The sequence below is a fragment of the Wolbachia endosymbiont of Litomosoides sigmodontis genome (assembly GCF_013365435.1).
Classification (GTDB): Bacteria; Pseudomonadota; Alphaproteobacteria; order Rickettsiales; family Anaplasmataceae; genus Wolbachia.
This window is the reverse complement of record NZ_CP046577.1, coordinates 516,309-533,749: the sequence shown is the minus strand read 5'-3', so window position 1 is coordinate 533,749 and position 17,441 is coordinate 516,309. Positions and strand designations below refer to the sequence as shown.

Here is a 17,441-nt window from a genome sequence, read left to right as displayed (position 1 = left end):
TTGTAACAATATCTACATGGATTATTACCGCTGGTTCAAGGCTTTTCATATTATTTTCATCATTGTATGGATGGCAGGTATGCTTTATTTACCTAGGCTATACGTTTACCACGTAACTGTAAAGCCAAGATCGGAAAGTGATAGCTTACTTCAAACAATGGAAAGGAGGCTTTTAAGGTATATTATAAATCCTGCAATGCTTTTGTCGCTCAGCTTTGGAGTTATATTAATGATTATTAAGGAAACATATCGCGAAGGGTGGTTTCATATAAAAGCACTGGCATTATTCTTTATGTTTAGTATTCATAAGCTACTTGCAATGCACAGGAAGAAGTTTGTAATGGGTTCAAATAAGAAAACTCACATTTATTTTCGCGTTTTAAATGAGGCGGTCACGGTATTGATAATAATCATAGTTATTATGGTTGTTATGAAACCTTTTTAGTAGATACTGTTTTTATAAAATATGTTTATCAAGAAAAAGCAAGAAATGATAAAAGAAAAGTTAATATACTACTTTAGTCAGAACAAGTGTGAAGGCAATGCAAAAATGAAAAATTTGCTTGGAGGAAAGGGAGCAAATTTAGCAGAAATGTGCAACATTGGCATTCCAGTTCCACCTGGCTTTACAATCTCTACTTCTGCTTATAAAAATTATTACCAAGGTAATGGACTACCTGCTAACTTATGTAGCACAATTAAAGAATATATGACAATGCTTGAAAATGATACAGGTTGTAAATTCGGAGATTTAAATAATCCTTTGTTGATTTCAATCCGTTCTGGTAGTGTTAGTTCAATGCCTGGTATGCTCGATACAATTTTAAATGTTGGCTTAAATGATACAACTGTCATTGGTCTTGCAAGAAGAAGTGGAGAACGTTTTGCTTACGATAGCTACTGCCGTTTTATTATGATGTATTCCAATATTGTATTACAACTCGACCACCATTTGTTCCAAAGCGTTATTGATAAAGAACAACAAAAAAATGGAGCAAAAAGTTTAGCTGATCTTAATGTTGATGTTTTAAAGAAGATTGTTCTCTCTTTCAAAAATATAGTGCATAAAAAAGCAGAGAAATATTTTCCGCAGAACGTTGAAGAGCAGTTGCTAAGCTCAGTAAATGCGGTATTTGCTTCTTGGCAAAATGATAGAGCTGTTTCCTATAGAAAAATTCATAATATCCCTGAAGATCTTGGAACTGCAGTTAATGTACAAGCAATGGTTTTTGGTAATCTGAATAATAATTCAGCAACTGGCGTGATATTTACACGCAATCCTTCAACTGGGGAAAAAAAATGTTTTGGCGAATTTTTGGTCAATGCTCAAGGTGAAGATGTGGTTTCTGGCTCTTATACTCCTATACCGATTAATGGAGAACAAGAAAACACTATGGAAAAGCTGATGTCAAACGTTTATCAAGAATTATGTGAGATATGTAAAAAACTTGAGACGCACCATAAAGACATGCAAGATATTGAATTTACTGTACAGAATGGCAAGTTATGGATTTTACAAACTAGGTCTGGTAAGCGTACAGCTGAAGCTACTATTCACATAATAGTTGATATGGTGAAAGAAGGAACGATTACAAAAGAGGAGGGAATACTAAAAATTGATCCAAAAATTTTTGATAATTTATTGCATCCAGTTCTTGAAGCTAAAGGCGATCAAAAAGTAATAGGTAAGGGACTGCCAGCTTCTCCAGGCGTTGCTTCAGGATATGTAGCTTTCAGTGCAAATGATGCAGAAAAAACTGCAGAACAGGGCAAAAAAGTAATTTTAGTAAGATCAGAAACGAGCCCAGAAGATATCAATGGAATAAATGCTGCAAGTGGTATGATAACAGCACGAGGAGGGATGACTTCACATGCTGCAGTTATAACTCGCGGGATGGGTAAGCCATGCATTTGTAGTGTAAGTGGACTTTATATCGATAAAAACGGAAGTTTCTTTTCTGTAGGAGATACAATAGTAGATAAAGGTGATCCGATAACCATCAATGGAGGAACAGGTGAGATTATGCTTGGCATCCTTCCTACAATTTTACCTGAGTTATCGCAAGAATTTAAGACGATAATTAACTGGATAGATGAAACTAAAACAATTAAAGTAAGAGCAAATGCTGATACTCCAAAAGATGCAAAAATTGCTAAAGAATTCGGTGCTGAAGGTATAGGTTTATGCCGTACAGAGCATATGTTTTTTGCTAATGACAGGATTGAGTTTATTCGAAGATTGATAATAGCTGATGACAAAGCTGAAAGAGCAAGTGCATTAAGCAAGTTAGAGGAGATGCAAAAGTCTGATTTCAAAGAGATATTTTCCATCATGCTAGGTATGAAGGTTACTATACGTTTACTTGATCCGCCTCTACATGAATTTCTACCTAGTAATCAATCGACTATAGAAAAAATGGCTAAATCACTAAATAAGTCAGTTGAATCAGTAAAAAATAAAATAGCACAGTTATCAGAAAAAAACCCAATGCTTGGCCACCGAGGCTGCAGGCTGGCTATTTCTTATCCTGAAATATATAGTATGCAAGCTAGGGCAATATTCAGTGGCGTAGATGAGTTAAAGAAGGAAAAAAAGGTAGAAATTAAGCCAGAAATTATGATTCCTTTTATCATGAATGAGAAAGAGTTTATTTTAATATGTAAGTTGTTAAAGAAAGAGGCCGAAAATTTCGATGTGAACTATTCAATTGGAACGATGATAGAGCTACCGCGTGCAGCAATGATTGCTGGTAATTTAGCAAAACACGCAGAGTTTTTTAGTTTTGGCACTAATGATTTAACGCAAACAACTATGGGGCTCTCAAGGGATGATTCAGTCAATTTTCTCAATTCTTATAAAGGAAACAATATATTTGAAAACGATCCGTTTGAAGTACTAGATATTGAAGGGGTAGGGGAGTTAATTAAAATAGCTATCGAAAAAGGCAAAAAAACCAGAAAAGAACTTAAACTTGGCATATGTGGAGAGCACGGAGCAGATCCAGAATCAATAGAGTTTTTCATTAAGTTAGGGGTGGATTATATCTCATGTTCACCTTATAGAATACCAATTGCAAAGCTAGTAGCAGCGCAGAGATCTAAGTGTGCTAAGCAAAGCAGAAAACAGTAACAAGTGGTACTTTCCAGCATATATCTAAAATAATTTTCTCTCTTAGGTGTTTTCTAAGCTACTTTAATAAGAAATTAGATTTTAAAGTAAAATATTTAATAAATTTATTGAATAATAGGTCTGTATAAGAACTTGACTTATATACTTTGTGCTCCTAGAATTTTTATTTTCAATTCTACTTATTATGTCAATAACGATATTAAGCGTGTTCCAAATAGTATTGGTTGTTATGTTAGTAATTTTGGTACTCTTGCGGCCACCAGGAAGTAGCTCACTAAGTGGCTTTAGTAGTTCGCAGCAAGGACTTAATTCGATAATGCCGATAAAGGCTTCTGCAGATCCGCTTAGCGGAATAACAGCCATAGTTGTTGGGTTGTTTATTATGAACACATTACTATTGTCAGGGTTATGTTCAAAAGATGTACATAAAAAATCGATAGCAGAGAAAATTATATTGGAAAAACAACAAAAAAATGAATCTACTTCTGTTCCCTTTGAAAATTAATGAAAGACGCTAAATTTATTTTTGTAACAGGTGGAGTTGTTTCATCACTCGGTAAAGGTTTGGTTGCTTCCAGTATAGGTGCACTTCTTCAATCTCACAACTTTAAAGTTCGCATCAGAAAACTTGATCCATATCTAAATATTGATCCTGGAATGATGAGCCCAACCCAGCATGGAGAAGTATTTGTTACTGAAGACGGTGCTGAAACTGATTTGGATCTTGGGCACTATGAGCGTTTTACTGGAATTAGAGCAACTAAAGATGACAACATAACAACTGGTAAGATATATTATGAATTATTGAAAAAAGAAAGGTGTGGGGATTATCTTGGCAAAACTGTGCAAGTCATTCCTCATGTAACGGATCTGATCAAGTCATTTATTTTTAATGGTACAGAAGGCTTAGATTTTGTAATATGTGAAATTGGTGGGACTGTAGGTGATATTGAAAGCCAACCTTTTTTAGAAGCCATACGTCAAATTGACTATAAGCTAGGAAAACAAAGAGTTATTCTTGTTCACTTAACTTTAGTACCATATCTTGCTGCAGCACAAGAACTAAAGACAAAGCCAACACAGCATTCAGTCCGAGAGCTAAATTTTGCAGGGCTGCAACCAGATATTATATTATGCCGTAGTGAAAAAGAAATTTCTTGTAATCAGAGAGGGAAAATAGCCAACCTTTGTAATGTTTCTTTATCTAATGTAATACCAGCTCCTGATGTAAGCCATATATATGAACTGCCTGTATTATATAGTCAATATGGACTTGGTACACAAATTTTGGAACATTTTTATTTAACTAAACCAAAACCAAATCTGACTGAGTGGAATCAAATAGTGCATTCTATGATGCATCCAATACAGGAAGTTACTGTGTCTATAGTGGGAAAATATACTGAATTTCCTGATACATATAAGTCACTAATTGAGGCATTAAGTCATGGTGCAATTAGTAATGGAGTGGGAGTGAAGATAAATTGGGTTAATTCAAGAGAGGAGAGCGAAAGTTCTGTAAATAAAGAGCTTATAGAGGATAAATTAAAAAATTCTCATGCAGTTCTTGTTCCAGGTGGTTTTGGTGATAATGGAATAGAAGGTAAAATGTTAGCGATAAATTACGCTCGCATAAATAATATCCCGTTTTTTGGAATATGCCTTGGTATGCAGCTTGCAGTTATTGAATTTGCTCGCAATGTTATTAAGTTTGAAGATGTACACTCTGAAGAGTTTTATACTTGTAGACACCCAATCGTTAAGCTAGTTGGTAATAAAAATGCTAATCTTGGTGGAATTATGAGACTTGGGGCATACAAATGTAATATAAGACCAAACTCCAAAATGGCAGGTGCATATAGCAGTGCTATTGTTTCGGAAAGACACAGACATAGATACATAATTAATTTAGATTATAAAGATGATTTAGAAAAAAATGGACTAATATGTAGTAGCATGTCAGAAGATGAAACATGTATAGAAGCAGTAGAGTTAGAAAATCACCCATGGTTTATCGGTGTTCAATTTCATCCAGAATTCCAATCGAAGCCGTTTTCTCCTCATCCTCTTTTTATATCCTTTGTTAAGGCAGCGGTTAATAGAATTTAAGAAGAGGATAAACAAAGAAAAGTGTTTAAATGCCAATATATGAAGCTTGCCATAGAGCAAGCTGAGCTTGCCAAAAAAAAGTATGAAGTTCCTATAGGAGCTGTGATAGTTAATGGAGATGACATTATTTCCTTTGCACATAATATGTCCAGTGATCCAACTGCACATGCAGAGATATTAGTGATCAGGCAAGCATGTAAATTACTTTCGACACCAGTACTTTGTGATGCTGACATGTACGTAACATTAGAACCATGTCCGATGTGTGCTCAAGCTGTCTCCTTTGCAAAAATTAAGAGGTTGTATTTTGGAGCTTATAATTCAAAAGGTGGAGGAATTGAAAATGGTGCTAAAATATTTCAATTTTGCAGCTACGTACCTGAAATTTATGGTGGAATATTAGAGACAGAGTGCTCTTTTTTGTTAAAAGATTTTTTTGAGAAACTGAGAGGCCCTAACAATTGTCATTAGATTCTTATATAACCATGCACATAGTAGTATTTTACCCGCTTATTAGTAAGTTACATAAGTGATGTTATAAAGTTGTTTAACTGCCACAGAGTGGAAAGGAGGAGAGGTAATAAATTTACATAAGCGCTCTCAAGCAAAGTGATTATGTTACTGATTTTATTGATCTTCGGTAAGTTTTGACTTATGTCAACTAATACATAATCTATGTAAGCTTCACTTAACGTATGTAATTTATATAGAATTTTTACCAATCAAAATTTTTATCTTGTGATTTTATTTGTAGTATTGCTATCAGACTGATTAATAAGCAGAAAATTATATAAAGTCCAGCAACAAAATTTATTCGAGGGAACGTTATGGTAAACCAAGTGCATATCATTGGGGTAAATCCACCATGCAAGGCAAAAGAGATATTGCGTGATAAACTCACTCCACTAAACCTAACGTTGGTAGGGAAGAGTTCAGATGCAACTATTCCTATGGGATTGATACCCCTTTCTATTATAGAGAGGGCCATTACACTCAACATAATTATAAGGTAACTTTTATAGTAATATGCAATAGATAACATAGGACAACATAGTATCATCGTAATTACTATAAATAAAATTGCAGTGCGCTCTTTTCCTACTCTATCCACTAACATTCCTAGTGCTATTGAAGATATTGGTATTAATACACTGGTTATAATCAATACAATTTCGTTAACATATGTTGTTACATAAGTCTCAACTGGTACTATTTCTTTTGCAATTGTTCGAAGAAATATAGTAAATCCAACAGCAACATTAACAGGTACAGATATTAAAACGGCAAGTATCATGGCTCTCTTATAGCGCTTTATAAGCTCTATTATTGGTAAATTAGGCAAATTTCTTTGTTCTCTATTTTTTTTATATGCTGGGGTTTCTCCTAATGTGTATATACTATATGCACTCATTAATCCCAAAATTGCTGAAAAAGTAAACGGCATTCTCCAGCCCCAGGCGTTAAAATCAGTAGTTTTTTTGCATATAATCACTATCACGACAGAAAGCAGGACAGCAATGGAGCGACCAAAACTTATTATTCCAAAAAACATTCCTAGTTTTTTTTTGTTGGATAAATGCTCTATGAGATAAACAGAACTGCCTCCTTGTTCAGCGCCTAGCGCAATCCCTTGTGTTACATGGATTGCAAGAAGTAATATAGTAGAGGTTATACCTATTCGATTATAACCTGGAATAAACGCGACAAGACTAGATGAGATCGATATTAGCAAGATAGCAATCGTTAGTGCCATCCTTCTTCCATGCCTATCACCAATGTGACCAAATGCAGATGCACCAAGTGGCCTGACCATAGCACCCAGCCCTGCAATTCCAAATAATTGCAGTATATTGTAGTAGACGTCTTTTGCAGAACAAAACTCTCTACTGATTATATTGACCAAATCAATAAAGAGCATGTGATCATACCATATTGCAATTCTACAGAGTATTGTTGATATCAACGCTCTTGTTTGCTGATTGCACACTAAATTTAACTTGTAAATATTTGCTTACTTCATTGTGACTGCTTTTTGGGGTTTAGTAAAGCTACAACCTGATATGGATTTGACTTTTAAGTTTAGTGATAAAGCTACTATGAATATAGCCTAAAGCAGTATCTTGTTGCTATAAATGTAAAAGATGATTGGTTACAGGTGAAACTCACTAGAAAGACAACTCTTTTAATGTCACTCCAGTACTTCTTCCTTCGCGTAGCGCGCTGAGAGCACAATTTGTCATATTGCAATTCTCACATTTAAGGTGTCTCTAGATCCACGCTCATAATATGATTCTCACTATTATATAGAACAAATAAATGATATTATAGAGTTGTTTTATTGCGTAGTGAGAATAAAGAGAAGTTGTAAATTTACACACAGACTTTGCTACGCAAAATGTTCTGTTTATATACAGCAAAAGTCTCTTGGTATGATTGAACTCAATGGCTTCTTGTATTTTAAAAATTGCACATTTATTCAAGAGATACGTTCATACAATTAGTGTTAATACACGGTATAAAAGAGATAAAATTTTTGTCTATCTAATTTTACTTGTGTTTTAATGCCATTTTAAACCACCCTTATCCAACTTTCGAATGCGTACCAACCGCGATTCGTCAAAGGCTTCTTTTTTTTCATTATTGTCTATCTGTTTCTTGCACAGTGGAAATTGGTCTGGTGTAATCCAGATATGTGCTTGACACTTAGATTCAGGAAATTTAGTTATACATAGGGAAACCGCTTATGTTAGGCTATTGATTTGAAATTAAGGAATACTTTAAGTGATCATGTTAGAAAAAAAATACAGCTTCAAAGAAGTTGAAAATAAGTATAATATGTTATGGGAAGGTAGAGGGATTTATAAATGGAATGGTAAAAAGGAGAATACTTTTACTATAGATACACCTCCGCCAACGATATCAGGTAAATTGCATATTGGTCACATATTCAGCTATTGTCACACAGACTTTATTGCAAGATTTCAACGCATGCTTGGAAAAGATGTCTTTTATCCAATTGGATTTGATAACAATGGCCTTCCTACTGAAAGATTGGTAGAACAAACTTATAAAACCCGTGCAAGAGAAGTTGGCAGAGAAAAATTTATAGAGATGTGCTATAACGTTATCGAAAAATCAAAGCAAGAATTTAAGGAACTATTCAGATCAGTTGGTATTAGTTATGACTGGGGTTTGGTATACCATACAATCAGCAAAGAAACTGTAACGCTTTCTCAAATGTCGTTCATTGATCTATATAATAAGGGATATGCATATAAAAAGATGCAGCCTATTCTTTGGGATCCGATTGATAAAACAGCAATTGCACAAGCAGAAATAGAAGAAAAAGTCTGTGAGTCATCTTTAAACACAATAACTTTTTCCACTGAAGAAAATGAGCAAATCGATATTGCAACGACGCGGCCTGAGTTACTTCCAGCATGTGTTGCAGTTTTTTGCCACCCAGAGGATGCACGTTATGCTCATCTGATCGGAAAAACATCTGTAGTACCAATAATAGGAGCAAAAGTTCCAATAATAGCTGATGATAAGGTTAAGGTAGATAAAGGTACTGGGCTTGTTATGTGTTGTACATTCGGTGATGAACTTGACATATATTGGCAACAAAAACATAATTTGCCGATAAAGATTATTATAGATCAGGATGGAAGAATAAACCTAAATTATTCAGTGTACGATAGTAATAGATCCCATTGTCAAGGTAATGGAATGACAGAAGAAAGAAGTACTAAGATTATAAAGGAAGGTGCAATTTCACTACATCATAGCGTCATTCCAGTGTGTAATACTGAAGTCTACAATGAAATCAATGGACTAAGGATTAGAGAAGCAAGAAAGAGGATAATTGAAATTTTAACTAAAAGAGGACTTCTAACAGAAAGCATCAACATTTCTCATTCTGTCAAATATGCAGAGAGGTCTGGTGCGCCACTTGAAATATTGCCTACTTATCAATGGTTTATTAAGACTTTAGATCAAAAAGCTCAGATATTAGATAAAGTAAAAGAATGTAACTGGCACCCAAGCACCATGCGCAAGCGTATAGAAGTGTGGATAGAAGGACTAAATTGGAACTGGTGTATCTCAAGGCAACGTTATTTTGGTGTACCATTTCCAGTGTGGTATTCAAAACGTAAAGGGGAAGAAGGTAAAATCATCATAGCTGAAGTAAATAACTTGCCTATAGATCCATTGAAGGATTTGCCTAAGGGGTATAGTAAGAATGAGGTGATTCCAGATCAAGATGTAATGGATACCTGGGCTACAAGTGCAATTACTCCTCAACTGAATGCATTAGCAATAAATAGTGAGTTTAGCTTGCTAAATCACCGTTATAACAAGATATTTCCTGCGGATCTACGTAGCCAAAGCCATGAAATAATAAGAACTTGGGCTTTTTATACGATTTTGAAAGCGTACTACCATGCAAATTCTTTACCATGGAAAAATATCATGATCAGTGGCTGGTGCTTAGCTGATGATAAGAAAAAGATGAGTAAATCAAAAGGTAACATAATAACTCCAAAGTCGATACTTGATATATACGGTGCAGATGTAGTGCGTTATTGGGCAGCAAACTCAAATCTTGGGGTTGATACAGTATATTCTGAAAATACATTAAAAATTGGCAAGCGCCTTGTTACAAAACTTTGGAATGCCAGCAAGTTTGTTTCTATGTTCATAGAAAAGCATCAAGCTATAAATATAAATTCTGTCAGTGAGACAATGGATCAGTGGATATTGTCTAAATTATACAAGGTTATAGAAAAAGCAACGGATAACTTATTACAATTTGAATACTGTGTAGCTTTGAGTACAGTAGAAGAATTTTTTTGGAAAGATTTTTGTAACAATTATTTGGAATTAGCAAAGAAACGTGCATACGGAAATAAAGTAAGCAGTAAGGAAAATTTAAGTGCGAAACAAAGCTTGACGTGTGTATTAAATATTATTTTGCGGTTATTTGCACCTTTTCTACCATATATTACGGAAGAAATATACCATCAACTATATAGCTATAATTCTGTGCATAATAGAGGTAATTGGCCGAATAAGGAAGAGCTTATCTATGATAAGCATTCTGAAGAAATGGGAGATAATTTCATGCAGATATTAAATATCGTGAGAAAAATAAAAGCGGACAATAATGTCTCAGTTAAGCATTTGATAAAAAAATTAATAATAAAAGCAAATGTACAAGAGGATAAGTTGAATCAGTCTGCGCAAAATGATTTACAGACGATCTGCAATGCTGAAATGATAGAATGGAGTGATGAAAATACACAAGAAGGACTTACAACTAAAAGTAGAAAGTTTATTGTAAGCATAGATTCATATTAATTACTATATGAAACTAACTTGATCCATTTAGCATTCATGCTACTTTGGCAGTTATTTTACTTGCGGAGAGTAGTAATAGGGAATTTACACAATAAACTAGCACTCGCACTTTCATACAAAATGATTAGTAGTAATACCATAATTCTCATTATTATACTAATTATCACTATACAAGAAATAGCATTATAGATAAAGTACTTAAAATTTGGAAGAAATGAGAATCAAGGAAAAATTTGGCTTAAATGTCAGTAAGTTTACAGTAATAAGCAGAATTCTGTTTTTTTATTCAACCAAATTAATTGAATTAAGCTATAAATCTGTTAAAGTTCATTTTATGAATGCACCCTTAGCTCAGTTGGATTAGAGCATTTGACTACGGATCAAAAGGTCGGGCGTTCAAGTCGCTCAGGGTGCACAAGGTATAGAAAACATGAGTAAGATCTAATCCATCTGCAATTTTTCAGCATGTAAACTGCAAAGACTTTAGGTTCCTTTGCTAAAGTTCAATCTTTCGTTTTTTACATATGTATACATAGCGCTCTTTAAACTCCTACGCAAATTATCGGTAATGGGATCAAAGTGATTGATGTTTTACAATAATCAATTTTTTTACTCTAATCTCTATCAAAATTGATTTTAATATTCCAGACCATTATGTGCTTTATTTTTTTAGGTAGTATTTTAATTGTTAAATTAGGACGCAGTGAATTGCCCCCTTATTTTTATCAATTTTCCTTAGCTATACTTTATCAAATTTCTTTATAATATGAGCTTTCCCTAAAGCATCAGCGAAAAGCTAGAAGTTTAGTTTATTAATGGCTCCAATTTGCTCTATGCCAAATTCAAAAAATTATTGTTAAGAGAACGAGAATGAGAATCCAAGAAAAATTTAGCTTTAATGTCAGCAAATTTGCAGTACACCTAACAAGATAAAGGAAGGTAGGGAAAAGTTTGAAAAAGCTTAATAAAACTATTGGTAAGTATCCTGACAAGAGTTATTCATCTTTGATGAATCATGATTTATTACATACTAGAAAGTTATATACATGAGTGGTTAAAAAGGGGCGTTAGAACATAGATTAAAGTAAAAGTAGGTAGACAAAATTTTTATTTCTACAGTACAATTAATCATAGAAGTGAAGAAAGTTTTAGCTTATTTGTATTGAATGCCACAATATTTAAGAACGCGAGAAGCCTTATGTACCTAAAAATATTGTGAAATTATATACTTACGACTATACTCACCAATCTTAAATACAAATGCCACTTATTTTTTACCCATTAACAACAAGAATTGGTATTACAGAAAATAAAAGATAGACATGACGACGTAAAACTTAAACAATTTGTTAATTAATTTTCTCAAAGCTACTTAATATATGTTAATCAGAATGGGTACCAGAGGAAGCAGTCTTGCAATTGCTCAAGTTTTGGAAGCAAAACAAAAGTTGTTGGATTTTTTTCCTAATTTATCTATTGAGATCATTAAAATAAAAACTTCCGGTGATAAATATGCAAATGCTAACCTTGCCGAAATAGGAGGTAAAGGACTGTTCATTAAAGAAATTGAGACTGAATTGATTGAGAGCAACATAGATATGGCAGTTCATTCACTAAAAGATGTTCCTGCATTTTTTTCAAAAGACTTAATAATTCCTTGTATTCTAGAGAGGTTAAGCCCATACGATACATTTATTTCTAATAAGTATGATAGTCTTAAATCTTTGCCACAACGAGCTATAATTGCAACTTCCTCAATAAGAAGAAGAGTTCAGTTGCTAAATTTTAGACCAGATTTAAATATAGTGCCACTGCGTGGAAATGTGACAACTAGACTGCAGAATCAAAATTTTGATGGAATAATTCTAGCTGAAGCAGGATTAATAAGGTTAAAAAAGGACTACTTGATTACGGAGGTATTGTCACCGAAAACTATGTTAAGTGCAGTAGGACAGGGGGCAATTTGCATTCAATGTAGAAAAAATGACGTAAAAATTATAGATCTTTTAGAGAAAATCAATAACAATAAGTCTTTTATAAGAGTGAGATCAGAACGCAGCTTTATGAAAACAGTAAATGGGTCATGCTTTACACCACTTGCAGCTTTGGCAAAATATGTGGGTAAAAATGTGCTACATCTTTATTGTATGTTGGCAGATAAAAAAAATATATACTTTACTGAGCGCACTTCATTTATAGAAGATGCAGAAAAAATTGGTATGGATGCAGGACTGGAATTAAAATCAAAATGCCTATAAGCTTACCTGAAGTATGTGGAATCTATCGTTATAGTGTCCTAATGTCTAAAATAACATGGTTAAATGTTGGTGGACAAGCTGATGTATTGTTTAAACCACGTGACATTGAAGATTTAATATTTTTAATCAAGAATACTGAATTACCAATTAGTGTTATTGGTGCAACATCCAATATAATAGTGCGTGATAGTGGCATTCGAGGAATAACAATAAAATTAGGTAAGGAGTTTTCATATATTAAATGCAAAAGTAACAACTCTATCGTTGCAGGTGGTGCTGTTTCACTCAGCAATCTTGCTTACTTTGCAGGAGAGCAACAAATTAGTGGGCTTGAGTTTCTAGTTGGAATTCCAGGAACAATTGGTGGTGGAATAGAAATGAATGCAGGTGCATATTGTAGTGATATTGCAAGCGTTGTTCAATCTATAAAGGCGGTGAATCTAAGTGATGGAAATCTATATGAATTCTCCAGCAAAGAAATGGGTTATATTTATCGTGGGCACAGCTTAAAAGGGCAGTGGATTTTTATCGAAGCTGAGTTTAAAGGGGTAAGTTCAAGGCATGAGGTTATATTATATAAATTAAAAGAAATTATTGATAAAAAAAACAAGAGCCAGCTAGTGAGAGGAAAAACTGCCGGGTGTATATTCAAAAATCCCAGAGCTTACCAAGCATGGAAACTGATTGATGGATCTGGTTGTCGAGGATTAAATAATGGTGGAGCTAAAATTTCTAAGAAGCACTGCAATTTCTTACTTAATTACAATAATGCAACTGCATCTGATTTGGAAAACCTTGGCAACAAGGTAAGAGATGCAGTAAAAAACAAATTTAACATTGAACTTGAATGGGAAATAAGGGTCTTGGGTGCCCATTAAGCAGTTTTATAGCCTACGTAAATTTATTAGCCCCTGGTATTTATTGTGTTCAATCTTTTCCATAGGAAACTGATAGGTAATGTATAATAGTTTTAGCACAAAAAATATGTTGCATTTCAAGATACATACACTAACTGTATAGATAAAGCTCCATACAACTATTGTCTATCTATTCTTTATGCCCAGTTGGGAATGATATTAGATTAGATGATGTATATAGAAGGTTATGAAATCTAAGATTATATGAATCTTTAAAATATAATGTTTAACCAGAAATAATGTCCATTGCCTTTGAAATTACCATAGCTATTCGCTATTTGCAGGCAAAGAGTGGCAAATTTTGCTCCGTAATGACTTTGTTCTCTATTATTGGTATTGCTCTTGGAGTTGCAACGTTAATAGTGGTAATGTCTGTAATGAACGGATTTAGAATAAAGTTACTTGACTCAATACTTGGCATTGATGGCCATATCAATGTTTATTTTGATAGAAACATAAATTCAGATTACCATGCAGTATTAGAATCTATTGGGAAAATTCCAGGTGTATTAAAAGCGACTCCAATGACCAATGATCAGGTTATTATTACAGCAAATGGCGGAATTGTTGGTGCTGTAGTGCGAGGTATATCAGCTAAAGACTTACTTGATAATACTACTGTTAAAAATAGTGTAATTATAGGTGATGTAAAAAAATTCGATAAAGGAGTAATAATAGGGGCACGCTTAGCGGAAGTATTGAACGTTGATTATGGAGGCAAAATTGTTCTTATATCACCTGATGGGTTTGATGCATTGCTTGGTGAAATGCTGAGAATGAAAGAATATGAAGTCGTAGCCATATTTGACATGGGTATGTTTGAGTATGATAATACTTTGATATACATGCCCATAAAACCAGCGCAGGCTTTTTTTAACTACAGAGATAGTATAAGAAACATAGAGATATTTGTGGACGACGTTACTAAAGCTGATAGGATAGCAAATACTATAGAAAAAGAAACAGGAATGGAAGCTAAAAGTTGGCAATTGCAACAAAGCCACTATTTTAATGCTTTGAAAACTGAAAGGAATGTGATGTTTTTAATTCTTACTTTGATTATAATTGTGGCGGCATTCAATATTGCCTCGAATTTAATGATGATAGTGCGAGAAAAAAAATCTGCGATTGCAATTATGCGCACATTTGGTGCAACAAGTGGAAGCATTATGCGCATATTTTGCATTTGTGGGTTACTAATTGGTTTTACAGGGACTTGTCTTGGTTGTATTATAGGTGTTGTTTTTTCCCTTAATATTGAAAATATCAGAGTATTTTTAGAAAGTATTACTAACGTCAAGCTACTCGATCCTGTGATATACTTTTTTTCAAGTTTACCAGTAATATTAGTCCCTCAAGACGTAGTAAATATTTCCGCACTTACATTATTCTTATCATTTCTAGCAGCAGTTGCTCCTGCATTACAGGCAGCTATGCAAGATCCTGCGGAGATATTACGTTATGAATAATACTCAGCAAAAATGCATAGGCTGGTTCTTAATTATATTATTATTTACTAGTTATATTACAATAAATAACATAGTTTTTTTTAAAGTAAATCAACAAGAGGGTGAGAATAAAATAAAGGTCTTGACGGAGAGCATAAATGAGCTTAGGATGTTGCTTGAAGTTAATCAATCAAGAATAGAAAAAAAAATATTTGATTTTAAAAGAAGTTTATTCGCTCAATGTGAGCAAATAGGTAATGGTAGTGCAAGATATAAGAATCTTGCAAAATTACTGTTGCTTGTAGTGAAGATGAAGAATTCTTTGTTGCAAGGAGCAAAATTTGATAACCATATAAATTCAATAAAATCTTTAATATTAGAACTTGATGATCCAGAAATAGAGAATGCAGTAAATGAATTAGAAGGTTTGAAAGAGATAGACACTTTACATGAATTGAGTTTGTCTTTTGAAAAAACTATTGCTAGTATTAACTACAATAAAGGCACATTTTTTCAAAAAATCATTTCGAATTGGGTAAAAATACGAGATAAAAATGACCCATTAAAGGCAAAATTCGTGGAAATTGAGGAGTCAGTAAACAATAATGATTGGCAAAGTGCAGCTGCTGCAGTAAGCAGTTTAACAAACCCAGAATTTAAACTTTTACTTAATAAATTGAATAGCTTTATCTTAGCTTCTAAGAATATTTCAATAATACACCATCACTTATTACAATATATCTCATGATTTATTTTATAGTTTTCACTTTCTCATTCTTATTTGGCATATGCGCCAAGATGAGCGGTGAAACAGTAAAGTTAGAGTTAGGTAATTATACTATAAGTGTTGATCTATATTTCATTATTTTTGCTTGTATAGTTTTATTGTTTTTGTTAATTATTCTTGCACACTTTTTTTCTTTCATTTTGTTAACATTTGCCAATATCAAAAATAGAAAAAGAGATAGACAAGAATTGTTTCTTTTTGAAGCATTTTTTAGCATAGATTTAGATAATATAGAAAATGCTCACAAGCTAGTTAAAAGTCTAAATGAGAAAAATGATAGATTATCTCTAATAAAGATTTTTAACTCAGGTAAAACAGGAAATTATAGCTTCTTCAGTGATGGTTTAACGAATATTGCAAATAAAAATCGTAACTTGGCTCTACTTCTAGCCAACAAGCTGATTGCCCACCTAAAACAGGAAAGAAAAATCTTTCAAAAATTCATAGAGCATTGCTCTAGTTCAGTTAATGAAAAAATTCTATCTATTCCTTTTCAAATAGAACGCTGTACTTTACAAGAAGATTGGATCAATGCAATTTCTAGATTAAAAGAAGCTATTAAGTTTAATATTTTTCTTCCCTTTGATCGTAAAAAGATGCTTGCAGTTTTTTATTGTGCTTTGGCAAAACAGTATAAAAGCAAGGGAAATTTTAAAGAGGCTATGAAGTCTTTATTTAAAGCACAAGATTATTATGCAACTTTTCAACCTATCAATTATTTAAAAGCAGAGTTGTATATTCTTCTTGGGAAGATCAGAAAAGCTTCTGCAGTGCTAGAGGCAGAGTATATAGCAAATCCTACTCCTCAATCAGCTAAAGTTTACATCGGTTTGAATAGTGAAGGTGCTGAAAGGCTATATAACTTACGCCCAGATTATTATTTTAGTTATTGTTTACTTGCTTCGTCCTCAATTAATTCAGGTAAATATGATCTTGCAAGTCAATATCTAAATACTGCTATAAAAAAAGCTAATTACATGTCAATTTATCTCATCATGGTACAGCTCAAAGTTCTGCTACAAGAGCAAGATCAGACAATTCATTGGTTGAATAAGATGAGCTCAGAAGCTTTGCCTGATCCGTGCTGGAAGTGTAAGAATTGTAACAAAGAACTAGAACAGTGGAATTATAAATGCTCAAGCTGCAATGGCTTTAATTATGTGTGTTATAGTTAGGTTGGTGGTGAATTCCTTAGAGTGTAGGTCTATGAAACAGTTTCAACTGCTATACTAATAGTATCATTGGGTCAAATAAACAGATTTTTAGTGACATTGTAGAATTGTTTGATTGTGAGTAAGAAAAAGAAGAGGTAATACAAATTGGACATAAAATCCCCAAATTTTTTAACTTATGCCAACTAATACAATGCCTGATAAGAAAAGTTTCTCTTGTTCTTAAATATCGCAATGTTTTTGCTCAAAACATATATTC

The 17,441-nt window shown here is 33.3% G+C and carries 12 protein-coding genes and 1 tRNA gene; 12 read left to right on the top strand and 1 reads right to left on the bottom strand.

Going from position 1 to position 17,441, the window contains the following annotated elements:
- Positions 1-16: 16 nt before the first annotated feature.
- From hemJ to GOY07_RS02220, 5 genes are all read left to right on the top strand, one after another.
- A complete protein-coding gene (gene hemJ / locus GOY07_RS02240; protein ID WP_175837901.1) occupies positions 17-445 on the top strand; it encodes a protoporphyrinogen oxidase HemJ in 429 nt (142 codons plus the stop codon).
- 21 nt (positions 446-466) lie between these two features.
- Positions 467-3,130 carry a pyruvate, phosphate dikinase gene (gene ppdK, locus GOY07_RS02235; RefSeq protein WP_175837899.1) on the top strand — a complete coding sequence of 888 codons (2,664 nt, stop codon included), beginning with the start codon at positions 467-469 and terminating at the stop codon, positions 3,128-3,130.
- A gap of 229 nt (positions 3,131-3,359) precedes the next feature.
- Positions 3,360-3,635 (top strand): preprotein translocase subunit SecG, encoded by a 276-nt coding sequence (secG, locus tag GOY07_RS02230; RefSeq protein WP_246224337.1) that lies wholly within the window; start codon positions 3,360-3,362, stop codon positions 3,633-3,635.
- Positions 3,635-5,239: a CTP synthase gene (locus tag GOY07_RS02225; RefSeq protein ID WP_175837897.1), complete on the top strand. Its 1,605-nt coding sequence runs from the start codon at positions 3,635-3,637 to the stop codon at positions 5,237-5,239. Before secG ends, GOY07_RS02225 begins: the two co-directional genes overlap by 1 nt.
- A gap of 39 nt (positions 5,240-5,278) precedes the next feature.
- Complete coding sequence (locus GOY07_RS02220; protein ID WP_175837896.1) at positions 5,279-5,710, top strand: nucleoside deaminase; 432 nt, start codon at positions 5,279-5,281, stop codon at positions 5,708-5,710.
- A 244-nt stretch (positions 5,711-5,954) separates the two neighbouring features.
- On the opposite strand, the gene GOY07_RS02215 is transcribed toward GOY07_RS02220, so the two are convergent.
- Complete coding sequence (locus GOY07_RS02215) at positions 5,955-7,157, bottom strand: MFS transporter (RefSeq protein ID WP_246224334.1); 1,203 nt, start codon at positions 7,155-7,157, stop codon at positions 5,955-5,957.
- An 869-nt stretch (positions 7,158-8,026) separates the two neighbouring features.
- Between GOY07_RS02215 and GOY07_RS02210 the strand changes: the two genes are divergently transcribed.
- The 7 genes from GOY07_RS02210 to GOY07_RS02180 all read left to right on the top strand — a co-directional run bounded on the left by GOY07_RS02210 (position 8,027) and on the right by GOY07_RS02180 (position 17,185).
- Positions 8,027-10,600 (top strand): valine--tRNA ligase, encoded by a 2,574-nt coding sequence (locus tag GOY07_RS02210; protein ID WP_175837892.1) that lies wholly within the window; start codon positions 8,027-8,029, stop codon positions 10,598-10,600.
- Positions 10,601-10,940: 340 nt separating this feature from the next.
- Positions 10,941-11,015: transfer RNA gene (locus tag GOY07_RS02205), tRNA-Arg, on the top strand.
- 964 nt (positions 11,016-11,979) lie between these two features.
- Positions 11,980-12,858 (top strand): hydroxymethylbilane synthase, encoded by an 879-nt coding sequence (gene hemC, locus GOY07_RS02200; RefSeq protein ID WP_175837891.1) that lies wholly within the window; start codon positions 11,980-11,982, stop codon positions 12,856-12,858.
- Positions 12,849-13,736, top strand: coding sequence for a UDP-N-acetylmuramate dehydrogenase (gene murB, locus GOY07_RS02195; protein ID WP_175837889.1), 888 nt, complete (start codon positions 12,849-12,851; stop codon positions 13,734-13,736). Before hemC ends, murB begins: the two co-directional genes overlap by 10 nt.
- A 278-nt stretch (positions 13,737-14,014) precedes the next feature.
- A complete protein-coding gene (locus GOY07_RS02190; protein ID WP_175837887.1) occupies positions 14,015-15,244 on the top strand; it encodes a lipoprotein-releasing ABC transporter permease subunit in 1,230 nt (409 codons plus the stop codon).
- Positions 15,237-15,971 (top strand): hypothetical protein, encoded by a 735-nt coding sequence (locus tag GOY07_RS02185; protein WP_175837885.1) that lies wholly within the window; start codon positions 15,237-15,239, stop codon positions 15,969-15,971. Before GOY07_RS02190 ends, GOY07_RS02185 begins: the two co-directional genes overlap by 8 nt.
- On the top strand, positions 15,968-17,185 hold the full coding sequence (locus tag GOY07_RS02180; protein WP_175837883.1) for a heme biosynthesis protein HemY: 1,218 nt from the start codon (positions 15,968-15,970) through the stop codon (positions 17,183-17,185). The genes GOY07_RS02185 and GOY07_RS02180 overlap by 4 nt, the downstream gene beginning before the upstream one ends.
- The last annotated feature ends 256 nt before the right edge of the window (positions 17,186-17,441 follow it).